The 21225-nt window shown below is 63.1% G+C and carries 19 protein-coding genes; 6 read left to right on the top strand and 13 right to left on the bottom strand.

Annotated elements, in window-relative coordinates; genetic code table 11:
• Positions 1 to 83: 83 nt before the first annotated feature.
• The 7 genes from AB7E19_RS03995 to recR all read right to left on the bottom strand — a co-directional run bounded on the left by AB7E19_RS03995 (position 84) and on the right by recR (position 8798).
• Positions 84 to 1712 carry a methyl-accepting chemotaxis protein gene (locus tag AB7E19_RS03995; protein ID WP_225315776.1) on the bottom strand — a complete coding sequence of 543 codons (1629 nt, stop codon included), beginning with the start codon at positions 1710 to 1712 and terminating at the stop codon, positions 84 to 86.
• A 162-nt stretch (positions 1713 to 1874) separates the two neighbouring features.
• Positions 1875 to 3179, bottom strand: coding sequence for an inosine/guanosine kinase (locus tag AB7E19_RS03990; protein ID WP_010674425.1), 1305 nt, complete (start codon positions 3177 to 3179; stop codon positions 1875 to 1877).
• Between the two features lie 175 nt (positions 3180 to 3354).
• Entirely contained in the window at positions 3355 to 3747 is a 393-nt protein-coding gene (locus tag AB7E19_RS03985) for an MAPEG family protein (protein ID WP_010674424.1), read from the bottom strand.
• Positions 3748 to 3811: 64 nt separating this feature from the next.
• Positions 3812 to 4786, bottom strand: a complete 975-nt coding sequence (hemH, locus tag AB7E19_RS03980) for a ferrochelatase (protein ID WP_042017278.1) — start codon at positions 4784 to 4786, stop codon at positions 3812 to 3814.
• A gap of 119 nt (positions 4787 to 4905) precedes the next feature.
• On the bottom strand, positions 4906 to 5550 hold the full coding sequence (gene adk / locus AB7E19_RS03975) for an adenylate kinase (protein ID WP_010674422.1): 645 nt from the start codon (positions 5548 to 5550) through the stop codon (positions 4906 to 4908).
• 238 nt (positions 5551 to 5788) lie between these two features.
• On the bottom strand, positions 5789 to 7702 hold the full coding sequence (htpG, locus tag AB7E19_RS03970; protein WP_039038912.1) for a molecular chaperone HtpG: 1914 nt from the start codon (positions 7700 to 7702) through the stop codon (positions 5789 to 5791).
• A 493-nt stretch (positions 7703 to 8195) separates the two neighbouring features.
• Complete coding sequence (gene recR, locus AB7E19_RS03965; RefSeq protein ID WP_010674419.1) at positions 8196 to 8798, bottom strand: recombination mediator RecR; 603 nt, start codon at positions 8796 to 8798, stop codon at positions 8196 to 8198.
• A 752-nt stretch (positions 8799 to 9550) separates the two neighbouring features.
• On the opposite strand from recR, the gene hypF reads away from it, so the two are divergent.
• The 5 genes from hypF to hypA all read left to right on the top strand — a co-directional run bounded on the left by hypF (position 9551) and on the right by hypA (position 14737).
• On the top strand, positions 9551 to 11962 hold the full coding sequence (hypF, locus tag AB7E19_RS03960; RefSeq protein ID WP_427934642.1) for a carbamoyltransferase HypF: 2412 nt from the start codon (positions 9551 to 9553) through the stop codon (positions 11960 to 11962).
• Positions 11963 to 11967: 5 nt separating this feature from the next.
• Complete coding sequence (locus AB7E19_RS03955) at positions 11968 to 12219, top strand: HypC/HybG/HupF family hydrogenase formation chaperone (RefSeq protein ID WP_040065728.1); 252 nt, start codon at positions 11968 to 11970, stop codon at positions 12217 to 12219.
• The gene (gene hypD, locus AB7E19_RS03950; protein WP_322131539.1) at positions 12213 to 13325 is read left to right on the top strand and encodes a hydrogenase formation protein HypD; all 1113 of its coding nucleotides are present in this window, start codon (positions 12213 to 12215) and stop codon (positions 13323 to 13325) included. Before AB7E19_RS03955 ends, hypD begins: the two co-directional genes overlap by 7 nt.
• Complete coding sequence (gene hypE, locus AB7E19_RS03945; protein ID WP_322131538.1) at positions 13322 to 14326, top strand: hydrogenase expression/formation protein HypE; 1005 nt, start codon at positions 13322 to 13324, stop codon at positions 14324 to 14326. The genes hypD and hypE overlap by 4 nt, the downstream gene beginning before the upstream one ends.
• A gap of 69 nt (positions 14327 to 14395) precedes the next feature.
• A complete protein-coding gene (gene hypA, locus AB7E19_RS03940; protein ID WP_021140355.1) occupies positions 14396 to 14737 on the top strand; it encodes a hydrogenase maturation nickel metallochaperone HypA in 342 nt (113 codons plus the stop codon).
• Here the strand turns inward: hypA and AB7E19_RS03935 are convergent.
• A complete protein-coding gene (locus tag AB7E19_RS03935; RefSeq protein ID WP_322131552.1) occupies positions 14715 to 15083 on the bottom strand; it encodes a hypothetical protein in 369 nt (122 codons plus the stop codon). The two genes, hypA and AB7E19_RS03935, sit on opposite strands and share 23 nt — an antisense overlap.
• On the opposite strand from AB7E19_RS03935, the gene hypB reads away from it, so the two are divergent.
• Entirely contained in the window at positions 14970 to 15854 is an 885-nt protein-coding gene (hypB, locus tag AB7E19_RS03930) for a hydrogenase nickel incorporation protein HypB (protein WP_322111640.1), read from the top strand. The genes AB7E19_RS03935 and hypB overlap by 114 nt on opposite strands.
• A 298-nt stretch (positions 15855 to 16152) precedes the next feature.
• Here hypB and AB7E19_RS03925 read toward each other — a convergent pair whose 3' ends face one another.
• The 5 genes from AB7E19_RS03925 to AB7E19_RS03905 all read right to left on the bottom strand — a co-directional run bounded on the left by AB7E19_RS03925 (position 16153) and on the right by AB7E19_RS03905 (position 21120).
• Positions 16153 to 16794 carry an ATP-binding cassette domain-containing protein gene (locus AB7E19_RS03925; protein ID WP_069784823.1) on the bottom strand — a complete coding sequence of 214 codons (642 nt, stop codon included), beginning with the start codon at positions 16792 to 16794 and terminating at the stop codon, positions 16153 to 16155.
• Positions 16794 to 17582: an ATP-binding cassette domain-containing protein gene (locus tag AB7E19_RS03920; RefSeq protein WP_322131537.1), complete on the bottom strand. Its 789-nt coding sequence runs from the start codon at positions 17580 to 17582 to the stop codon at positions 16794 to 16796. Before AB7E19_RS03920 ends, AB7E19_RS03925 begins: the two co-directional genes overlap by 1 nt.
• A gap of 103 nt (positions 17583 to 17685) precedes the next feature.
• A complete protein-coding gene (locus AB7E19_RS03915) occupies positions 17686 to 18504 on the bottom strand; it encodes an ABC transporter permease (protein WP_322131536.1) in 819 nt (272 codons plus the stop codon).
• Positions 18494 to 19504 carry an ABC transporter permease gene (locus AB7E19_RS03910; RefSeq protein ID WP_319884473.1) on the bottom strand — a complete coding sequence of 337 codons (1011 nt, stop codon included), beginning with the start codon at positions 19502 to 19504 and terminating at the stop codon, positions 18494 to 18496. Before AB7E19_RS03910 ends, AB7E19_RS03915 begins: the two co-directional genes overlap by 11 nt.
• On the bottom strand, positions 19489 to 21120 hold the full coding sequence (locus AB7E19_RS03905; RefSeq protein ID WP_322131535.1) for an ABC transporter substrate-binding protein: 1632 nt from the start codon (positions 21118 to 21120) through the stop codon (positions 19489 to 19491). Before AB7E19_RS03905 ends, AB7E19_RS03910 begins: the two co-directional genes overlap by 16 nt.
• Positions 21121 to 21225: the final 105 nt, after the last annotated feature.

The raw sequence follows: 21225 nt of genomic DNA, 5'->3' as shown, positions 1-21225 counted from the left end.
GGGCTGGCCGAGAATGGGGCAGATGGTGTCCCAAAAGCCCCCCAGACTCAAGCCTTATCCCGAAAAAGCGGGGATAAAGGCCGTCAGATGCGATATTTCGCCACCAGGGCCCCCAGCTCGTCGCAGGCCAGCGCCAGTTGCCCGGATGCCTGCTCGGTCAGCCGGTTCTGGGCCAGGGCATCCGCCGCCAGCTGGGTGATGGCCACCAGCCGCTGGTTGATCTCCTCCGCCGCCCGGCTCTGCTCCGCCGCCGCCGTGGCAATCTGCCCATTCATGGCAGTAATGGTGTGGACGGATCCATCGATGGCATTGATGGCGACATCCGCATCGCCGGCCCTGTCCGCCGTCGCGCGGGAGAGCTGCTGCAACTGGCTGATGCCGCTGACCACCTTGCCGGCCCCCTCCTGCAGCCGCTGGATCATCTGCCGGATCTCGTCGGTGGAGCTGTGGGTGCGGGTCGCCAAGGTACGCACCTCATCGGCGACCACCGCAAAGCCGCGCCCCTGCTCCCCGGCCCGTGCCGCTTCAATGGCGGCGTTGAGGGCCAGCAGGTTGGTCTGCTCCGCCACCCCGCGAATGACGTCGAGCACGGAGCCAATCTGCTGAGTCTCCTGCTCGAGGCGGCTCACCGCCTGCACCGTCTCCACCATTTCGTCCGCCAACTGGCTGATGGACTCCCGGGTCTGGACCACCACCTCGCGGCCATGCTGGGCCAGATTGAGGGCCGAGTCCGCCGCATCGGCGGCCTGGGCCGCGTGCTGGCCCACTTCACGGCTGCTCACCGTCATCTGCTCCATGGCGCTGGCCACCCGCAGGGTATCCTGCTCCTGGCCGGTGACGATGGCGCCGGTACGCTCCACCACCTCGGCCAGCTGGTGGGCATGCACCCGGTTCTGATCCGCTATCTGCTGGCTGCGGGCCACCAGCTGCGCCATCTGGCTGGCGAAGAGGTTGAAGTTGATGCTGAGCTGGCTCAGCTCGTCACGCCCCGACTCCGGCAGACGTACCCGCAGATCCCCCTCCCCCCTGGCGATGTTGCCAAGGGCCGAGACCGAGCGGGAGAGGGGCACGACGATGCTGCGCACAATGAGGCCGACCACGGCAAACAGCAGGAGGGCCAGCACCAGCCCGATCCCCAGCAGGGTGTGCAGCACCTCCCGGTACTGGGCCTCGACGTCGTCCACATAGACGCCGGTGCCGATGATCCAGTCCCAGGGGGCGAAGCGCTTGATGTAGGAGATCTTGCGTACCGGTTCGTCCACCCCCGGCTTGGGCCAGTAGTAGGCCACCTCCCCCGCGCCCTGGGCCCGGGCCAGATCGGCGAAGGCGACGAACAGCCTGAGCCCCTGCTTGTCCTCCACCCCGGAGAGATCCTTGCCGTCCAGCTCGGGTTTCATGGGGTGCATCACCATGGTGGGGTGGCTGTCGTTGATCCAGAAGTAGTCATCGTTGCCGTAACGCAACCCCTTGATCAGCGCCAGCGCCTCGGCCTTGGCGCTCGCCTCGTCCATCTCCCCCTTGCGCACCCTGGCTTCCAGCCCCGCCACCAGGCTGTAGGCGGTCTCCACCTGAGCCTGGGTCTGGCGGCTCTTCTCCCCCATCAGCCCCTGCTGATAGATCTGCAGGCAGAAGAACAGCAGCAGTCCCAGCAGCGCCAGCACCATCAGGGTCACCAACGACAGACGCCGACCGATACTCCATTGTCTCAACATACCCTCGCCCCGCAGCAGCTACATATCCTTAACACAAGGTATGCCGCCGCGACGCGGGCTGTCCACGATGTCAGCAAAAGCGATGCCAAAAACATGATCCAGCCCCAAAAACAAGAAAGGGTGCCCAGTGGCACCCTTTCTCGTGGTCGACAGGAAGAGGTATCACCGCTCCCAGTACACCTCTTCCAGGCTGTCTTCCTTCTCCGGCAACCCGCGGGAGAGGCGCGGGCTGCTCTGGGCCAGCACCTCGTAGCTAACCCGGTTGGCGTACTTGCACACCTGGGCCAGAGAGGAGTAGGTCAGGAATTCCGAGAGATGCTTGGCGGAGTTCGGCACGTTCATGCGGTGGTAGGCGTTCGCCACCATGTCGTGCAGCACGGCGGACAGCGCCCCGTCCCCTGCCCCGTTGGTGTTCTTGATCTTCTCCGGGCCGCCCATGTAGGGGGAGATGTGGGAGTAGATACGCGCAGGCTTGCGGCACTTGTCCCGGGCCATGGGGCGGCTGAACTCGTACATGTTGAACTCGGGGATGACGCCGGGCAGCAGGGTGTGGGTGGTCTCGCGCTTGTAGTCCTCGTCGGTGTAGCTCGCCATGTAGAGGCCGATGGGGCCGGCGGTGCAGAGCACCATGTCCGCCCAGTCCAGCGCCTTGTCGGCCGCGCCGAGGGGATCCTTTATCCCGGTCAGGGCCTCCGCCTCGTCCTCGTTCATGGCGAGCACGGTCACGTTCTCGCTGATGAAATCGCGCCACCACTGGGGATTCTCGTCGATGACGAAGCGGGTGCCCAGGGTCAGCACCACGGGCACCCCGGCCTCGCGGGCATAGCGCACCGCGGCCATGGCGGCCTCCTTCATGGGCGTGCCGTCGGCGCCGCGCACCAGGTAGGCGGTGATCACCAGGGCCGAGGCCTCCTTGATGATGGTCTCGGGGATGTGGTCCACATCCAGGTGATCCATCTTTCCGGCGTTGATGCCAAAGCTGCGCTCTCCCCCTTCGGTGATGAAGGTGAAGCAGCGCCCGACCGGGCCGTCCACCGGCTGCAGGTAGTCGAGGTTGACCCGGGAGGAGGTGTTGCACAGATAGCGATAGGCATAGCTGCCGATGCGGATGTCCTGGCTCATGACGCCAAGCAGGATGGAGTGGGAGTCCGCCAGCACGGAATAGTTGTGCATGGTGTTGCCGATGGTGCCGCCGGCAAATTCGCTCACCACCATGTTGTTTGCCTTGAGCTCGTCGTAGACCAGCTCCGCCACCTCGTCGGAGATGAGCATGGAGTGGCCCTTGCTCAGGCCGTACCGGTTCAGGAAGTCTTCGTCCACATGGGCTTCGATATCCACCAGAGTCTGATCGATGCCCACTACATAGGCCTTGCCCAGTTCGGTGAGCTGGGAATTCTGCGGGATCAGGGGATCACGTCTGTCGACCGGGAAGTAGTGTTTGGACTTGCGCTGACCGGGAAATTTCATGGCAATCTTCTGTGCTCTGGGGAAAAGAGGGGCGGGATTTTAACACAATCCACCACGCCGAAAAGTCGCACGATTGAATTTTGAGGTCAGTATAGACAAGGGTTTGCGAGGAAAACGTTTGACTTGCCTGCCATAAAAAACCACCCCGTGACGGGGTGGTGTTGCGGGATGACATTCAGCTTGCCGAGAGCCCCTGCACCAGGGCCAGCACCGAGAAAATCCCCAGCGACAGCCAGAAGAAGAGGGTGCCGAAGAGGCGCGGCATGTTGGGAGCCCTGGGGATCTGGATGCCGATGGCATGCAGGATGCGACCCACCAGCAGCAGCACACCACCCAGGTGCAGCCAGAGCGCCCCGACCCCCGCCAGTTCGCACAGGGCCATCAGCAGCAGGGTGAGGGGCACGTACTCGGCAAAGTTGCCGTGGGCGCGGATCGCGGCCAGCATCTCGGGGGCTTCCCCCTCCCCTATCATCACCCTGAACTGGGCGCGGCGCTTGACCACCCAGAAGGAGAGCAGCAGGAACAAGAGCCCGAGCAGGCCGGCGTAAATCAGCGTGATATGCATCATCAGGACACTCCTTTATCGTTGAATCCGAACGTCCGCCACGTCGGGCACCGGATGAGAACGGCCATCATGCCAGCTCGCGACAGATGAGGGAAACCATCATGCGGATATGGGCCTGATCGCTGTTGAGGGCCGGGATGTATTCAAACTGCTCACCACCGGCGGCCATGAAGATCTCCCGGTTCTGCACCTGGATCTCCTCCAGGGTCTCGAGGCAATCCGCCGAGAAGGCCGGGCAGATGACATCGAGCCGCTTGACGCCGCGAGAGGGCAATTCGCCCACGGTCAGGTCCGTGTAGGGCTTGAGCCACTCCTCCTTGCCAAAGCGGGACTGGAAGCTCGCGGTCCACTGCTCCGGGGCCAGCCCCAGGGCCTCCGCCAGCAGGGCGGCGGTGCGCCTGCACTGATGACCATAGGGATCCCCTTCCCGCTCGTAGCGCTCGGGAATGCCGTGGAAGGACATCAGCAGATGCTCCCCCTGGCCGTGCTGCTCCCAGTGGCGACGCACGCTCATGGCCAGCGCCTGGATGTACTCCGGGTGGGCATGGTAATCGCGGATGAGCCGCACCACCGGCAGATTGCGCTCGGTTTTCATCGCCCTGGCCCAGGCGTCGAACACCGAGGCGGTGGTACTGACCGAATACTGGGGATAGAGCGGCAGCAGGATCACCCGGTTGACCCCCTGGGCCTTGAGGGCCTGCCAGCCATCGGCCAGCGACGGGGCGCCATAGGTCATGGCGAGCGCCACCGGCACCTCGACCCCTTCCCGCTTGAGCTCGTGCTCCAGGGCCGCGCGCTGCTGCTGGCTGATGACCATCAGGGGGGAACCCTGCTCGGTCCACACCTGCTGATAGAGCTTGGCCACCTTGGGGGAGCGGGTCGGCAGGATGATGAAGTGAAGCAGGGGGCACCAGAGGTAGCGCGGCAGGTCGACGACCCGCTGATCGTGCAGAAACTGGCTGAGAAATGCCTTGACCGCCGCCGTGGTCGGCGCGGCCGGGGTACCCAGATTGACCAGCAAGATCCCGGTTTTCGTGGTCACGTTAGCATCCTGTCGTTCTGTGTCGTGGGAATGGAATGCAAGAAAGGGCCCGGTATGGACCCTTTTCTCACCCTCGTAGCCAGCCGGCGAACGGCTGCGTCCTGCCGGCCCTGAATGGCTTAACCGAGAATGGCGGCCAGTTGCTGGCTGACCAGATCCACCGGCTGAGTGCCGTCGATCTTGACGTAACGGGTGTTGCCTGCTTCCGCTTCCTTGCCGTAGAAACCGATGAGCGGCGCGGTCTGCTGATGGTAGACATCCAGACGCTTGCGCACTGTGGTCTCTTCGTCGTCGGCACGGATCACCAGATCTTCACCGGTCACGTCATCCTTGCCTTCCACTTTCGGCGGGTTGAACACCACGTGGTAGGTACGGCCGGAGCCGGAGTGCACGCGGCGGCCGCTCATGCGCTTGACAATCTCTTCGTCCGGCACGTCGAACTCCAGCACGAAGTCCACGGTCACACCGGCATCCTTCATGGCTTGCGCCTGGGGAATGGTGCGTGGGAAGCCGTCCAGCAGGAAGCCGTTGGCGCAATCCGGTTGCGCGATGCGTTCTTTGACCAGGCCGATGATGATGTCGTCGGAGACGAGCTGACCTGCGTCCATCACGGCTTTGGCCTTCAGGCCCAGCTCGGTACCCGCCTTGATCGCCGCACGCAGCATGTCGCCGGTGGAGATCTGCGGAATACCGTGTTTTTCCATGATGAACTGAGCCTGGGTACCCTTGCCGGCGCCCGGAGCTCCCAACAGAACAATGCGCATACACGCTCCTAGTTGATTGGTTATTCAATTCTTGAGAAGGCAAAAAACTACACGTTTTCGCCCGTATTAACAAGCTCGCCCCGTGTGAGTGGCCAGATTATCACCACACTCCCGCCCCGTCTCTGCGACCAAAGACGCAGACGACGACCACGAAAAATGATTGAAAATGCAGCAGCGCACCAGAGGGGAACGGCCAAAAAAAAGCCCACTGTCATGCAGTGGGCCAATCACAATCACATCACGCCTGGAGTAGCAGACGGTTGATACGGGAGACGAAGCTCGCCGGATCATTGAGGCCGCCCTGCTCCGCCAGCTGGGCCTGCTCGTGCAGGAGGGAGACCCACTCGCCAAACAGGCTCTCATCCTCGATGGTGCCGAGCTTCTTCACCAGGGCATGGTCGGGGTTGAGCTCCAGGATGTACTTCTGCTCCGGCACCGGCTGACCGGCGGCGCGCATCAGCTTGATCATCTGGGTGCTCATGCCGTGGGCGTCGGTGACGATGCAGGACGGCGAGTCGGTCAGACGGTGGGTGACGCGCACCTCTTTCACAGCTTCACCGAGGCTCTTCTTGACCCGCTCCACCAGACCGGCGTTGGCTTTTTCGGCCTCTTCCTGCGCCTGCTTGGAGGCGTCGTCTTCCAGATCCCCGAGATCCAGTTCGCCACGGGTGACGGAGACCAGCTGCTTGCCGTCGAACTCGGTCAGGTGGCTCATCAGCCACTCGTCCACCCGCTCCCACATCAGCAGCACTTCGACGCCCTTCTTGCGGAAGATCTCGAGGTGCGGGCTGTTCTTGGCAGCGGCATAAGAGTCGGCGGTGATGTAGTAAATCTTCTGCTGACCTTCCTTCATGCGGCCAACGTAATCCTCGAGCGACACGGTCTGGGCTTCGCCCTCGCCAGCGGTGCTGGCAAAGCGCAAGAGCTTCGCGATCTCTTCCCGGTTGGCGTAATCCTCGGCCGGGCCCTCTTTGAGCACATTGCCGAACTCGCTCCAGAACTTGGCGTACTTCTCGCCATCCTCTTTCGCCAGCTTGTTGAGCATGGTGAGCACGCGCTTGGAGCAGGCCTTGCGCAGGGAGGCGGTCACCTTGTTGTCCTGCAGGATTTCACGGCTGACGTTGAGCGGCAGATCGTTGGAGTCCAGCACCCCTTTCACGAAGCGCAGGTAGGTCGGCATGAACTGCTCGGCATCGTCCATGATGAAGACGCGCTGCACATAGAGTTTCAGACCGTGCTTCTGTTCGCGGTTGTAGAGATCGAACGGCGCACGGGCCGGGATGTAGAGCAGGCTGGTGTACTCCTGGGCCCCTTCCACCCGGTTGTGACCCCACAGGAGCGGATCTTCGAAGTCGTGGGCGACGTGCTTGTAGAACTCCTGGTACTCCTCGTCCTTGATGTCCTTCGGGTTGCGGGTCCAGAGCGCAGTGGCGCGGTTGACCTGCTCCCACTCCCCCGGGGTGCCGACGATGGTTTCACCGTCTTCTTCCCGATCCGGCGTGCCCTCCTTGAACATCTCTACCGGCACGCTGATGTGGTCGGAATATTTGCTGACCACGGAGCGCAGGCGCCAGTCGTCCAGGAACTCCTCTTCATCGCTGCGCAGGTGCAGGATGACGTCGGTGCCGCGACCGGCTTTGGTCACGTCAGCCACGGTGAAGGAGCCTTCCCCTTGTGATTCCCACTGCACGCCCTGCTCCGGCGCGGTGCCGGCGGCGCGGGAGACCACGGTCACCTTGTCGGCCACGATGAAGGCGGAGTAGAAGCCCACCCCGAACTGGCCGATCAGCTGGGAATCCTTGCCCTGGTCACCGGAGAGGTGCTTGAAGAACTCGGCGGTGCCGGACTTGGCGATGGTGCCCAGGTGCTCGATCACCTGGTCACGGGTCATGCCGATGCCGTTGTCCGAGATGGTCAGGGTCTTGTTCTCTTTGTCCACCACCAGGCGCACGCGCAGCTGGCCGTCGTTTTCGAACAAAGAGGCATCGGAAAGCGCCTTGAAGCGCAGCTTGTCCGCCGCATCGGAGGCGTTGGAGATCAGCTCGCGCAGGAATACTTCTTTGTTGGAGTAGAGGCTGTGAGCCATCAGGCTCAGCAGTTGTTTGACTTCAGTCTGAAAGCCGTGGGTTTCGGCGTGAACACTTTGGGTCATCGACCAGTCCTCAAAACGTCGGGTTGAACAGATTCCCAAGCTAGATGGGGTTGGCCTTTCAAATATCAAGGGGCTTGCGTGCAAACTTGAGAGCAAATTTGCACACCGGCCCCTCGCTTGGCCCACACAGGCAACCCCCTCCCGGCCTCCCCCTTCACAAGGGGGAGGTGCACCGTCGTCCCCTGTCTGGCGAGGAGGGTCAGATTGGGATCGAGCGTGGAGCCAATGGCGGGGTCAGCCTTGCTCTCCCCTGCCAAAGGGAGGAGTGGGGCAAGATCCATTGCTCCCTCCCCTATCAAGGGGAGGGCCGGGGTGGGGTTCGTTGCTTTCTCCCCTGCCAAAGAGAGGAGTGAGGCAAGATCCATTGCTCCCTCCCCTGCCAAGGGGAGGGCCGGGGTGGGGTTCGTTGCTTTCTCCCCTGCCAAAGGGAGGAGTGGGGCAGGATCCATTGCTCCCTCCCCTGCCAAGGGGAGGGCTGGGGTTCGTGGCGTCTTCAGCTCAGACGCTGGCGCCCCATCAGGGAGTGGGAGAGCGTGGTGCCATCCACCAGCTCCAGCTCCCCGCCCACCGGCACACCGTGGGCGATGCGGCTCACCTCCACCCCGGCGGTGCGGGCCATGTCGGCGATGTACCAGGCGGTGGCATCCCCCTCTATGGTGGGGTTGGTGGCGAGGATCAGCTCCTTGATCTGCTCCTCTTGCAGGCGGCGCTCCAGGATATCGAGCCCCAGCTCCTCGGGGCCGATGCCGTCAAGGGGCGACAGGTGGCCCATCAGCACGAAGTAACGGCCGGAGAACTGGCCGGTCTGCTCGATGGCCGCCACGTCCGCCGGGCTCTCCACCACGCAGAGCAGGCCGTTCTCCTCGCGCTTGGGATTGGCGCAGATCTCGCAGCGATCGTTCTCGGTAAAGGTGCGGCAGTGGCTGCAATGACCGATTTCGGTGAGCGCCCGGTTGAGCAGGGAGGCCAGACGCAGACCGCCGCTGCGCTCGCGCTCCAGCAGGGTGAACGCCATGCGCTGGGCCGATTTCGGGCCCACGCCCGGCAAGACCTGCAGCGCCTTCATCATCTCATCGAGCAGGGGACTGAATTTCATGGGGATATCCTTTGATGCCGCGAAGAGAGGCGCCGCCCCAGGGGCATCGGCAAGCCGTCTCTCCAACCTCTTTTGTTGGCGCAGGACTATACCAGCCCAGGGCCGCCAATGGCAGATCCCGCCTGCAGGCGCCTCGCCGCCGAGACGCACCGGGAAACCGGGCTGGCGCCGTTTTTTCAGGGCCGGCAGACCCCCGTCAGCCCCCGCAAGGGGTAAAACAGCCCCCAAGGTGTTCAATTTTTCTACTCGATTGACCGCAATCGTTAAATAAAACCAAACAAAAAACCTGCGTGTTGGCCCCGCCATCCTCGATTTGCCCCCTTCAGGGGCCGGTTCAGCGCCCCGGGGGCGCGGCGCCGCCAGTTCTCACACGCCGATCGCTGGCGGAGCAGGCTCACAGGATCGCAAAGAAGCGCCGCATCTGGCACTCAAACAGGGGCGAGATCAAGGTATTGGGGACCAGGGCCCCGGTAAACTTGGCCCCCGCGGCAGGATGAGAGGCCCGCTTCCCTCCCCTGCCCAGGCTACGCCCCTTCTATCGCGACGCAGCCCGTTGCCCCCCGTTCGTTGCACCCGATGGCCCATGCCGTGGCGGCAGGCCAGCAGATGGGAGTTCGATATCGCATGACATCCCCCAGGATGATCGCCGGATGGCCGCCCCTGTCGGCCCTCCCCAGCCTCCCTGTCATGAGGGAGGGTTCCCTGCCCCCCGGTTATGAGGGAGGGGCGCTGGCCCCTCTTTGGATGGCGCCATGACCACGTCGACACGCCTTCGACTGCGCCGGGAATTTCATATCGACGGCATCGTACAGGGGGTCGGCTTTCGCCCCTTCGTCTATGGGGTGGCACTGCGCCACGGCCTTGCCGGCTATGTGTTGAACGATGCCAACGGCGTCACCATCGGCGCCGAAGGATCGCCCGAGCAGCTCGCCAGCTTTGCCCGCGAACTGCGGGAACTGGCGCCGCCCTTGAGCCGTATCGATCATTTCAGCGAGCGGGAACTGCCCCGAGATCAGGATCCCGACTTCGATGGCCAATTTCATGGCCAGTTTCGAATTAAAGCCAGCCAGCAGCAGAGCGCGGCCACGGTCGCCATTTCGCCGGATCAGGGGATGTGCGAGGCATGCGCCACGGACGTGGCCAATCCAAGCGATCGCCACCACCACTACCCCTTTACCAACTGCACCCACTGCGGCCCGCGCTACACCATTATCCGCCGCCTTCCCTACGACCGCCCCTATACCGCCATGGCGGGCTTTGCCATGTGCCCGCGCTGTGAGGCGGCCTATGAAAACCCGCTGGATAGACGCTACCACGCCCAGCCGGTGAGCTGCCCCGAGTGCGGGCCCCATCTCAGCTGGCGAAATGGCCGTGACGATGCCTTGGCCGAGCGCGAGGATGCCCTGCAAGCAGCTGCAAACGCCCTGCAAGCAGGCAAGCTTATCGCGGTCAAGGGGATGGGGGGCTATCACCTGATGTGTGATGCCCGCAATGAACAGAGTGTCACCAGATTACGAATGCTCAAGCGGCGCGCGCGCAAACCGCTGGCGGTGATGATAGGCTCCCTTGCCGAGGCCAAATTGCATGTCACCGGCAGCGAAGCAGAGTGGAAGCTGCTCACCTCTCAGGCCAGACCCATCACCCTGCTGCGCAAGCGCAAAAACGATGATCGGCTCTCAGAATCCCTACTGACAACCGCGCCGCTGGCCGAGAGGATCGCCCCCGGCATCCCCTACCTTGGCATCATGCTCCCCTATACCCCGCTCCATCAGTTGCTGCTGGATGCCTGCGCCATGCCGCTGGTGGCCACCAGCGCCAATGGTCGCGGCAGCCCGATCCTTATCGAGTGCGAGGAGGTGGTCAGGGAGCTCGGCAGCGAGATTGACGGCATCCTGGATCACAACCGCCCCATCCTGCACCCGTGCGACGACAGTCTGGTGCAGTGGGCAGGCGGGCGACGCCAGACGTTGCGCCTCGCCCGGGGCTATGCCCCCTGCACCCCCAGCCTGCAAGAGGCGGTCAAGGCGCCGCTGCTGGCGGTCGGGGCGCAGCAGAAAAACCAGCTGGCGCTAGCCTTCGGCCGCCAGCGCATCTACAGCCCCTATATCGGCGATCTGCACAGCCTGCCGATGCAGGAGCACTTCGAGCAGACCCTAGCGACCTTTCGCGAACTTTACGATCTCAAGCCAGAACTGCTGGTCTCGGATCGACACCCCGGCTATCTCAGCCACCAGTGGGCCAAGGGCTATTGCCGCGATCACAATGCAACCCACCTCGAAGTACAGCACCATCACGCCCACCTGCTGGGGGTGATGGCCGAGCATGAGATCACGGGCCCGGTGCTGGGTGTTGCCTTCGATGGCACCGGCCTTGGCAATGACGGCACCCTCTGGGGCGGCGAGCTGCTGATCGCAGACGTTCAGGGATTTGAGCGGGTTGCCCACCTTGCCCCCTTCAAGCTGATCGGCGGCGAGGCGGCCATTCGCGAGCCGGTACGCCAGCTGCTGGGGCTGCTGTTTGAATCGCACACTCCTGAGCAGATCAGCGCTCTCGATATTCCGTTGGTAAGCAAGCTACCTGTAGAGCGGATCAGCAACCTGCACCAGCTCTGGCAGCTGGGTCGCAACGCCCCCTACACCAGTTCCATCGGTCGGCTGTTCGATGCGGTGGCGGCGCTCTTGGGAGTGATCGACACCCCGGATTACGAGGGCGAAGCGGGACTCCTGCTGGAGGCAGCCGCCTTGCAGCTGACTCCCGATGAACAGCCCTTCCCCCTCGCCTTTGATCTCAGCCAATCAGCAGAGGGGCCACTGCAGATCGAGTGGGCAGAGCTCATCCATACCCTTGTCAGCGAGCAGCGCCAAGGCACCTCCACCGCCAGTCTGGCCGCCGGCTTTATCCGCGCCATCAGCAATCTGGTCATCGCCCTGGCCGAGCGCTTCCCCGGCTATCCGGTGGCGCTCGGGGGCGGTGTCTTTCAAAACCGGGTGCTGATGGACCAGCTGGTGCCCACTCTCGAAGCGGCCGGTCGGCAGGTATTGACCAGCGAAATCCTGCCACTCAATGACGGTGGCATCGCCGCCGGTCAGCTCTGGTTTGCCATCCACCATATTGCCACGCACCGCCCAACCACAGCCGGCTGTGCCACCTTGTCGGAGTCCTGAAATCCATGTGTCTATCCATCCCCTCTCAGGTGGTGCAGCTGCACCCCGAAGATAACTGCGTCACTGTCGACACCCTGGGGGTGCAGCGGCGCGTCAGCTGCATGCTGCTCGAGGAGCCCCTCCAGGTGGGCGACTATGTGCTGCTCCATATCGGCTTTGTGATGAGCAAGATTGACGAAGAGGAGGCGCAGGCCAGCCTCGAGAGCTTCCGCCAGATGGTGGCCCTGATGCCCAAACAGGATATCTTGCCATGCTGACCTTGAATGATCTCTTTCAGGGCTTTCGTCAGCCCGAGGTGATCCGCGCCCTCGCCGCCCAAATTAATGAACTGGCCAAAGATCTGCCCGAGCCGCTGCGGGTGATGGAGGTGTGTGGCGGCCATACCCACACCATCATGAAGTACGGCCTGCACCAGCTGCTGCCAGCCAGCATCGAGTTTGTCCACGGTCCCGGCTGCCCGGTCTGCATCATGCCCAAAGAGCGCATCGATCAGGCCATCGAGCTGGCTAGCCAGCCCAACGTCATTCTGGTGACGTTGGGGGACATGATCCGGGTGCCGGGCTCCAGGGACACGCTGGCCCAGCAGCGCGCCAAGGGGAGCGATATCCGCCCCGTCTATGACCCCCTCGATGCCCTGCGTATCGCCAAAGAGAATCCGGACAAAACCGTGGTCTTCTTCGCCATCGGTTTCGAGACCTCCACCCCGATGACGGCCGCCTTGCTGGCTGCCGCTGAAGAGCAAGGGGCCCTGAACCTCCTGTTTCATATCAACCATGTGTTGGTGCCGCCCGCCATTCATGCGGTGATGGCCGACGGCGTTGCCAAGGTGAACGCCTTTATCGGCCCCTCTCACGTCAGCGTCATCACCGGCGCCGATATCTACCTGCCCATCGTCGATCGCTATCAGGTGCCTGTGGTGGTGAGCGGTTTCGAGCCGGTGGACGTGATGGAGGCGCTCTTGATGATGGTGCGCCAGAAAGTTGAGGGTCGCTACGCGCTGGAGGTGCAGTACAGCCGCGCCGTCACCGCCAGCGGCAATAAAGCCGCCCAGCGGCTGGTCGAGCGCTTTTTCGAGACCCGCGAGCACTTTCGCTGGCGAGGTCTGGGGGATATCAACGCCTCCGCCCTGCGCCTGCGCGATGCCTTCGCCAAGCGCGATGCGGAGCGCCACTTTCAACTCAATCAGACTCCCATCGATGACCACAAGGCGTGCCAGTGCGCCGATATCCTGCGCGGCCTGGCCAAACCGAACCAGTGCAAAGTCTTTGGCCGGGGCTGCACCCCGACCCAGCCCATGGGCAGCTGCATGGTCAGCTCCGAAGGGGCCTGCAATGCCTACTACCGATATATGGGGATCCAATGAGAGAAATTCAGTTAAGCCACGGCGGCGGCGGTGTCGAAATGAACCAGCTGATCAACCAGCTCTTCTTTCGCCACTTTGGCAACGAGATCCTGCTGCGCGGTGAAGATGCCGCCCTGTTGCCGGTAGAGGGCCCCGTTGCCTTCACCACCGACAGCTTTACCGTCTCGCCGCTCTTCTTCGAGGGGGGCGATATCGGCAAGCTGGCCATCGCCGGCACGGTCAACGATCTCGCCATGATGGGGGCCAAGCCCGAGTATCTGAGCTGCAGCTTTATCATCGAGGAGGGTTTCCCCTACGCCGATCTGGCCCGCATCGTCGAGTCGATGGCGACTGAACTTGCCAACAGCGGTGCCCGCATCGTCTGCGGCGACACCAAGGTGGTGCCCAAGGGGGCCGCCGACAAGATCTTTATCAACACCAGCGGGGTCGGCACCTTCCCGCTGCCCGAACAGAGCCGAGGCATCTCGGTACGGAGCCTCAAAGCCGGTGACGCCATCCTGGTGTCGCGGGATATCGGCAGCCACGGCGCCTGCATCCTGATGGCCCGTGACGCCCTGCAACTGGGATCCGATCTCAAGAGCGACTGCACCACCCTCTGGCCGCAGGTCGAAGCGCTGCTAAAAGCGGGTATTACCCCTCACGCCCTGCGCGACGCCACCCGCGGCGGCCTTGCCGCCGTGCTCAACGAGTGGAGCAGCGCCTCCCAGGTGGCCATCGAACTGGAGGAGTCCGCCATTCCGGTGTGCGATCCGGTACGCGGCCTCTGCGAGCTCTACGGTTTCGAGCCCCATGATCTCGCCAACGAGGGGACCATGGTGCTGGCCCTGCCTACGGAACAGGCGCAGGACGCGCTGGGCATCTTGCGGCAGTTCAACCCCAGCGCCAGCCAGATCGGCGTGGTGCAGGCGAGCGATCGCCACAAGGTGATCCTGAGCAACCCCTGGGGCAGCCGCCGTTATCTGGAGCTGCCGCAAGGGGAGCTGCTGCCGCGGATCTGTTGAGCAGCCATGCCGTTTCGTCAATTACAGGGAGGAGTCACTGCTCCTCCCCATATCGGTTAAGGAGCCACCATGCACGAAATGTCTCTGGCCATGGCCGCCATCGATCTGGCAGCCGAGCAGGCCACCCAGCGGGGCTTTAACAAGGTGACCGCCCTCTGGCTCGAGGTCGGCAGCTTCTCCTGCGTCGACCCGGACACCATTGCCTTCTGTTTCGAGGCTGCCGCCAAGGGCACCGCCGTCGAAGGAGCCCAGCTTCACTTTCAGCACCAGGCGGCAGAGGCCTGGTGTTACGACTGCAACAAGACGGTCACCCTCACCGAGCGCGGGCAGGCCTGTCCCGAATGTGGCGGATACAAATTACGAGTCGCGCAGGGTGATAGCCTGCGCATCACCGACATCGAGGTAAGTTGATATGTGTAGCGTATGCGGATGCGGCCAGGCGCGGATCGCCGGCCATGAGCACGATCATGAGCATCATCACGAACATGAACATCACCATGAACATGAGCACGACCATCATCATGGTCATGACGTCCATCACCATCATGACCACGAGCAGAGTGCGCCGCGCACCCTGATCATTCACCACCACTATCACCATCAGGGGGATGTCCATCACCACTACCACGGGGTACGGGCACCAATAGGAGCAGAGGGTCATGATCACCCTCATGAGCACCACCATGATCACCCCCACGACCATCATCATGAACATGGCCACTCTCATGACCACGGCCATTCCCACGCGCATCCCCATGATCACAGCCATGACCATGACCATGACCATGACCATGACCATGACCATGACCATGACCATGACCATCAGCAGGGTGATCTGCACTACGGCAAAGGGGAAGCGGGATTGTCGGTTCCGGGCATGGGGCAGCGCCAGCTGATCGCCATCGAGATGGATGTGCTGGCCAAGAACAATGCTCTGGCCGCCCACAACCGCGAACACTTCGACGAGGCGGCCCAGCTGGTGCTCAACCTGGTATCGAGCCCGGGTTCAGGCAAGACCACCTTGCTGTGTGAAACCCTGCGCCAGCTGGCCGACAAGCGCCCCTGCGCCGTGATCGAAGGGGATCAGCAGACCAGCGCCGATGCGGATCGCATTCGTGCCACCGGCGTCCCTGCCGTGCAGATCAACACCGGCAAGGGCTGCCATCTGGACGCCAAAATGGTCCACGACGCCTGTCACCAGCTGCCCGCCAATGAAGGAGGCATCCTCTTTATCGAGAACGTGGGCAATCTGGTCTGCCCCGCCAGCTTCGATCTCGGCGAGAAGTACAAGGTGGCGATCCTCTCCGTCACCGAGGGGGAAGAGAAACCGCTGAAATACCCGGACATGTTCGCCGCCGCCCAGCTGATGGTGATCAACAAGATTGATCTGCTGCCCTACGTCAGCTTTGACGTGGCCCGCTGCATCGAGAACGCCAAACGGGTCAACCCCTATATCCAGGTGATCCAGGTCAGCGCCACCACAGGCGAAGGGATGGATGCCTGGCTCAACTGGCTCGCCAGTGCCTGAACTTGAACCGGTTAAACGCCGCTGATAACGGTAGAAAACAAAAGAGGGAGGCTGATGCCTCCCTCTCTTTTATCTGCGAACCTTGTCGGCCGCGCTATCTGTTCGGAGTCGCAAGAGTCCCCTCACCCAGGCCCTCTCCCCAGGGAGAGGGGACCGGTTCGTGGATACTGGCAATAAGTTCGAAGTACGCGCACTGCGAGCATAACAACCAGCTTGTGCCCCCAAGCTTGGGGAGAGTCACCGTCTGCTCCCTTCTCCCCTTGCAGGAGAAGAGCTGGGGATGAGGGGGAACTAACCCTCAGGCCGCATTTTCAGCCAATACACCAGTCACGGGCTGCATCTCACCAAAGCGCAGCACCCGATGGCAGATCTGGCGCAATAATGCCTGCTGGTGACTGAAGATGACCATGCCAAGCCCGCGCTGCTCGCATTCAACCATCAACTCCCGCCAGAGTTGGCGCTGGATTTGCGGATCCAGCTGGGCGGTCACCTCATCGGCAATCAGCAATCGAGTGCGGGGATCGAGGGCGCGCAACAGCGCGATGCGGGCCAGCTCGCCGCCGGAGAGTTGACCGGGTTTACGGCCGAGCCACTCAGGTTTGACCATAAAGCGGGCCAGCATGGCGTCATCGGGGCGCCACACATCCCACAGCGCCTGCCCAGTGGTGCGATAGGGATTAAAGGTGAGTTCGGGGTGCTGGGGCACCAGCTGGATAGGGTTATAGCCTTTTACCCGTTCAGGCACAGGCTGCCCATCCAGCAGGATCTGCCCGCCGGCCCCAACCGGTTGCCAACCGGCCAATACTCGTCCCAGGGTGGTCTTGCCATAACCGCTGGGGGCGGAGATACCGAGCCGCTCCCCCGCTTTCACCGTCAGCGATAAACCCTGCCAAAGGGGACGTTCCCCCTGGGCGATAGTGAGGTTTTGTACTTCCAACATCAGGAAACCTCCGGCACAGAGAAGAGCGCGTTGAACTCCGGCAGCGCCTGCCAGTGGGCTCTGAGCATCTCGCTCCCCTGCCCCTGGCGCAGATGGTGGCAGCTCAAGGTATCGCTCACCTGCCCCTGATGCAGCGCCACGATGCGATCGGCAAAGCGGGCTGCCAGCGCCAGATCGTGGGTCACCCAGAGGATACCGCTGCCCTGATTGGCCAATTCACGCAACTGGCTGAGCAGCTGGCAGGCCAGCCCTTCGTCGAGCCAGGCGGTGATCTCGTCTGCCAGAATGTAGCGGGCACCGCCGAGCGCCGCGGTGCAGGCCAGAATGCGCTTGGCCATGCCGCCGGAGAGCTGGCGCGGGAATCTGTCCAGGGTGGTCGCGGGCAGCTGGTAGCGTAGCAGCTGCTCGCCGAGCCGCTTGCGAGAACCGCTCTGGCCGCAGAGACGTGCCGCACGGCCCAGCTGGCGCTCCACCGTCAGCAGCGGATTGAGGGCGCTTACACCCTGCGGCACATAGCAGAGGGTGTGGCCGCGTAAACGGGCCCGGCTGGCATCGCACAGGGGCACGCCATCGAGGGAGATGCTGCCGCGCATCCGCAGGTTGTCCGGCAGCAGGGTCAGAGCGCTTTGCAACAGCAGGCTCTTGCCCTCGCCGCTCCCCCCCACCAGCGCCACTATCTCCCCCGGCGCCAGTTGCAGGCTGATATCGGTCAGCAATGGCTGCCAGCTGCGCCGTCCCAGCCAGGAGTAGTGGGCCGCCTCTATGGTCACCTGATCAAAACTCAGCATGGTTCACTCCTGTGCCACAACAGCTGTTGCAAGGCCCGCGAGTCATCTGAGCAAACAGCAGCGCCAGCCAGACTGTGCTGACACCAGATGGCGCCTTCAAAACTCAGCATGTATCTCCCCCAAACCCAAACCAGAGTTGTTGCAAGGCGCGAGTGGCCTGATCAAACAGCAGAACCAGCAGCAGCAACATCAACCCCGGGAAGAGGGCCAGCCACCAACCGCCACCGGCCAGATAACGCAGGGCATCGGCCAGCAGCAGGCCCAGCGAGGCCTCGTGGGCCGCCAGTCCAAAACCGAGAAAGCTCAAGGCCGCGCTGTGCAGCACCGCATGGGGAAACATCAGCAAGGTGCCAATAAACCACTGGGGCAACAGCCCCGGCAGCAGGTGGATGCGCCAGCGACGCAGCGCCCCCATCCCCTGACAGCGGGCCAGCACCACATAGTCGCTGCAGGCGATCCGCCGCGCTTCTGCGCAGAGAATGAGCGCCAGCTTGGGCCAGTGGGTGAGCGCCACCGCCAGGATCACCCCGCGCATGCCCCCCCCCACGGTAAAGCAGATAAGGATCAAGAGCAGCATATGGGGCAACGCCAGCATGGCGTCGATCACCATTCGCACCGCCACATCACATCTGGGGTGAACGAGCGATACGCTGGCCGCCACCATGGCCAGCAGGCCACTGCAGAGAGCCGTGCTGATGCCGAGTTCCAGACTGGTGAGGGTGCCCTGAAAGGCCCGCAACCAGAGATCCCGCCCCATCTGATCGGTGCCGAACCAGTGGGCCAGCGAGGGAGCCTGCTGGCGCGCCAGCAGATCCATCGGCACATCCTGAGCCGACAAGCTCCAGCCGTAAGTGGCCAGCAGCGCCAATCCGATCAAGGCCACCCCAAGGCGCACCATAGAGGGAAGCGGATTAAACAGCATGCTCGCCCTCCCAGCCCCGATTGATGCGCGCCAGCAGCAGACTGGCCACCGTGTTGCCAATAAAAACCAGCAGGGTGCAGAACAGCACTATGCCCATCAGCAGGGGGATATCCCCCCGCAGCCCTGCATCTACCGTCGCCTGGCCGAGCCCCGGGTAGGAGAATACCTTCTCGGCCAAGAGCGACCCGCCAATCAGCTCGCCAAGGGAGGCAAACTGCAGGCAGAGCGCCGGGGTCAGGGCGTGGCGCAGCACGTGAAAACGCAGCATGGGCCAGCCGCCATCCCCCTGGGCACGGGCGTAGCGGATAAAGTCGCTCGCCAGCACCTCGGCCACCCGCCCCCGGGTATGCAGGGCTATGTTGCCCACCCCGAGCAGGGCGAGCGTGGTCACCGGTAGCAACAGATGGCGCAATCGCATCAACCAGTCCGCTTCATCGGCAGCGAGCCCCGGCGTCCAGGCGCAGCAGACCGGCAGTAGCGGCCAGTGCACCGCAAACAGGGCGAGCAGCAACAGGCCGACCCAGAAGGTGGGCAAGGAGGCGAGCAGGTAGGCAAAACGGCAAATAAGGCGATCGGGCCAGCGGTTGAGATAGCGCCCGGCGCAGAGGCCCAGCAAAATCCCGAAAAAGCCGGAGAGCAGCCAGGCGCCCGCCAGCAGCAGGAAAGAGGCGGCAAAGCGTTGGCCTATGACTTCACCCACAGGCGCGTTGTAGAGCATGGAGTAACCGAGATCCCCCTGCAGCACCTGGCTAAACCAGTGCCAATAGCGCAGCCAGAGCGGCTGATCCAACCCCCAGCGGGCGGCGATGCGGGCGTACTGCTCCGGCGGCACATGGAGCAGATCGTTGCCGATATAGGCTTTGATGGGGTCGATGGGGGAGTAACTCAGCAGCACAAAGGTGGCGACCGAGACCAGGCATAACAGCCCTGCCAGACGCAGCAGGGCTTTTAGCAACAGATAACCTGAATGACTCAAGGGCGAACTTAACGGCACGTCCACCGCCAATCCTGCAGGTTGTTGAGCAGTGACCAGCTACCGTGGATTTCCGGCGCCCCCTTGCCAAGGTCGATGCAACGGTTGGCGAGATAGGTGTGCTGCACGTTGAGCAGCCAGGCCCAGGCAGCATCTCCCTGCACTCCGGCGCCGGTTTTGCCATCCCACTCCACCTGCTGCCAGAACGGCACGGCCGCCTGCCAGTTCGGGGCATCCAGCGCCTGCTTGAGATGGCCATCCACCACAGGGTTGTTGTAGTAGCCCGGGTTGTAGAACTCCACCCCACCGGAGCCGCTCTGGTAGTGGTGATAGAGCTCCATGGGATCCAGACTCCCCCACCCCATCAGCACCGGGTTGGCGTGCATCTCGCGCTCCACCTGCTCCCAGCTGCCGGATTTGAGGCTCACCTCAAGGCCAATGGGCCCCAGCATGGCCCGCACCGCTTCCGCCAGATCCCGGCGGGTGCTGTCGCCGCTGGTGTACCAGAGGGTAAAGGCGGCGCGCAGATTGCCCTTGTGGCGAATACCATCACTGCCCATTTTCCACCCCGCCTCGTCGAGCAGGGCGTTGGCGTGGGCAGCATCCCCGTCCTTGAAAGCGGTGGCTTTGTTCAGCCAGGGCAAACCTTCTACCGCGCTGTAGGCGGGAATGGCGTGCCCTTCCAGCAGCTGATCGGCCAACAGCTGGCGGTCGATGGCGTAGTTGATGGCGCGGCGCACCGCCACGTCCGAGGTCACGTCGTTGCCGATGGGATAACCCTTGGCATCCTTGCCACCCGCCGGCGGAATGGGGAAGACGATGCCGCGATTCTCCACGCTCGGCCGCACCCACAGCTTGAGGGTGTCGGGTACGGTGGGCGCCAGTGACGGGGGGATGCGCACCAGGTCGAGCTGGCTGCTCTGGGCGGCAGCATAGGCGCTCTCTTCATCGATAAAGACAAACACCAGCCGCTTGAAGTCATTGCTGCCGCCGGCGTAATAGGGGTTCGCCTCCACCACCAGTTGCTGGCCGGGCAGGAAGCTTACCAGCCGGTAGGGGCCGGCGCCGACCGGCTTTTGGGCATATGCTTTTGCGTCGTAATCCTGCTTCGACACTATCCCCAAAGATCCCAGCACGTTGACAAAGGTGCTCTGGGGGGCACTCAAGGTGATGGCAACCTCGGTGGGTGAGAGCACCTTGGCCGAGACAAAGTTGCCCATGTCGATCTTGCCGCCGCCCTTGGCTGCGCTGTTGTAGGTAAAGGCCACATCTTCGGCGGTGAGCGGCGCACCGTTGGAGAATTTCAGGTCAGGCTTGAGGGTAATGAGCCACCCCTTGCCATCCTTGCTCGGGGTCACCGCTTGGGTGAGCACATTCTGCCAACTGAGATCTGCGTTCTGCTTGAGCAGCGGGCTATGCAGCAGCAGGTAGCTGCCGTGGCTCCAGCCAAGCAGCGGGTCAAACCCTTCGGTGGGCTCACTGCCGATGGCGAGCTTGAGTTCGGCGGGGACGGGCTGGGCAGCCAGCGCCATGGACGAGAAACCGCCCGAGAGCAGGGCCAGCAAGGCGGCCGCAGTGACAGAGAGGCCTTTACGGTGGCCGGCGTTGCTGCCTGAGTGGCAGCCAAAGCATTGAATGGTCATAAGATCCCTTATTCGTTTTACCACTCACTATCGAAAAACAGGGGCACGACAGAAGCGAGTGAGGGGCCAAAACGGCCCCTATTCTAAACCTGATTGCAGATGAGA

The sequence above is a fragment of the Aeromonas sp. genome, from assembly GCF_050252055.1.
Classification (GTDB): Bacteria; Pseudomonadota; Gammaproteobacteria; order Enterobacterales; family Aeromonadaceae; genus Aeromonas; species Aeromonas caviae.
The sequence above is the reverse complement of the archived record's forward strand: the minus strand, read 5'-3'. Positions and strand labels throughout refer to the sequence as shown.

What these genes read in the sequence shown, in the direction of transcription:
- AB7E19_RS03995 (WP_225315776.1), bottom strand. Translation starts at nt 1,712, where the DNA reads ATGTTGAGACAATGGAGTATCGGTCGGCGTCTGTCGTTGGTGACCCTG.
- AB7E19_RS03990 (WP_010674425.1), bottom strand. Translation starts at nt 3,179, where the DNA reads ATGAAATTTCCCGGTCAGCGCAAGTCCAAACACTACTTCCCGGTCGAC.
- AB7E19_RS03985 (WP_010674424.1), bottom strand. Translation starts at nt 3,747, where the DNA reads ATGATGCATATCACGCTGATTTACGCCGGCCTGCTCGGGCTCTTGTTC.
- adk (WP_010674422.1), bottom strand. Translation starts at nt 5,550, where the DNA reads ATGCGCATTGTTCTGTTGGGAGCTCCGGGCGCCGGCAAGGGTACCCAG.
- htpG (WP_039038912.1), bottom strand. Translation starts at nt 7,702, where the DNA reads ATGACCCAAAGTGTTCACGCCGAAACCCACGGCTTTCAGACTGAAGTC.
- recR (WP_010674419.1), bottom strand. Translation starts at nt 8,798, where the DNA reads ATGAAATTCAGTCCCCTGCTCGATGAGATGATGAAGGCGCTGCAGGTC.
- hypF (WP_427934642.1), top strand. Translation starts at nt 9,551, where the DNA reads ATGACCACGTCGACACGCCTTCGACTGCGCCGGGAATTTCATATCGAC.
- AB7E19_RS03955 (WP_040065728.1), top strand. Translation starts at nt 11,968, where the DNA reads ATGTGTCTATCCATCCCCTCTCAGGTGGTGCAGCTGCACCCCGAAGAT.
- hypD (WP_322131539.1), top strand. Translation starts at nt 12,213, where the DNA reads ATGCTGACCTTGAATGATCTCTTTCAGGGCTTTCGTCAGCCCGAGGTG.
- hypE (WP_322131538.1), top strand. Translation starts at nt 13,322, where the DNA reads ATGAGAGAAATTCAGTTAAGCCACGGCGGCGGCGGTGTCGAAATGAAC.
- hypA (WP_021140355.1), top strand. Translation starts at nt 14,396, where the DNA reads ATGCACGAAATGTCTCTGGCCATGGCCGCCATCGATCTGGCAGCCGAG.
- AB7E19_RS03935 (WP_322131552.1), bottom strand. Translation starts at nt 15,083, where the DNA reads ATGGGGATGCGCGTGGGAATGGCCGTGGTCATGAGAGTGGCCATGTTC.
- AB7E19_RS03925 (WP_069784823.1), bottom strand. Translation starts at nt 16,794, where the DNA reads ATGTTGGAAGTACAAAACCTCACTATCGCCCAGGGGGAACGTCCCCTT.
- AB7E19_RS03920 (WP_322131537.1), bottom strand. Translation starts at nt 17,582, where the DNA reads ATGCTGAGTTTTGATCAGGTGACCATAGAGGCGGCCCACTACTCCTGG.
- AB7E19_RS03915 (WP_322131536.1), bottom strand. Translation starts at nt 18,504, where the DNA reads ATGCTGTTTAATCCGCTTCCCTCTATGGTGCGCCTTGGGGTGGCCTTG.
- AB7E19_RS03905 (WP_322131535.1), bottom strand. Translation starts at nt 21,120, where the DNA reads ATGACCATTCAATGCTTTGGCTGCCACTCAGGCAGCAACGCCGGCCAC.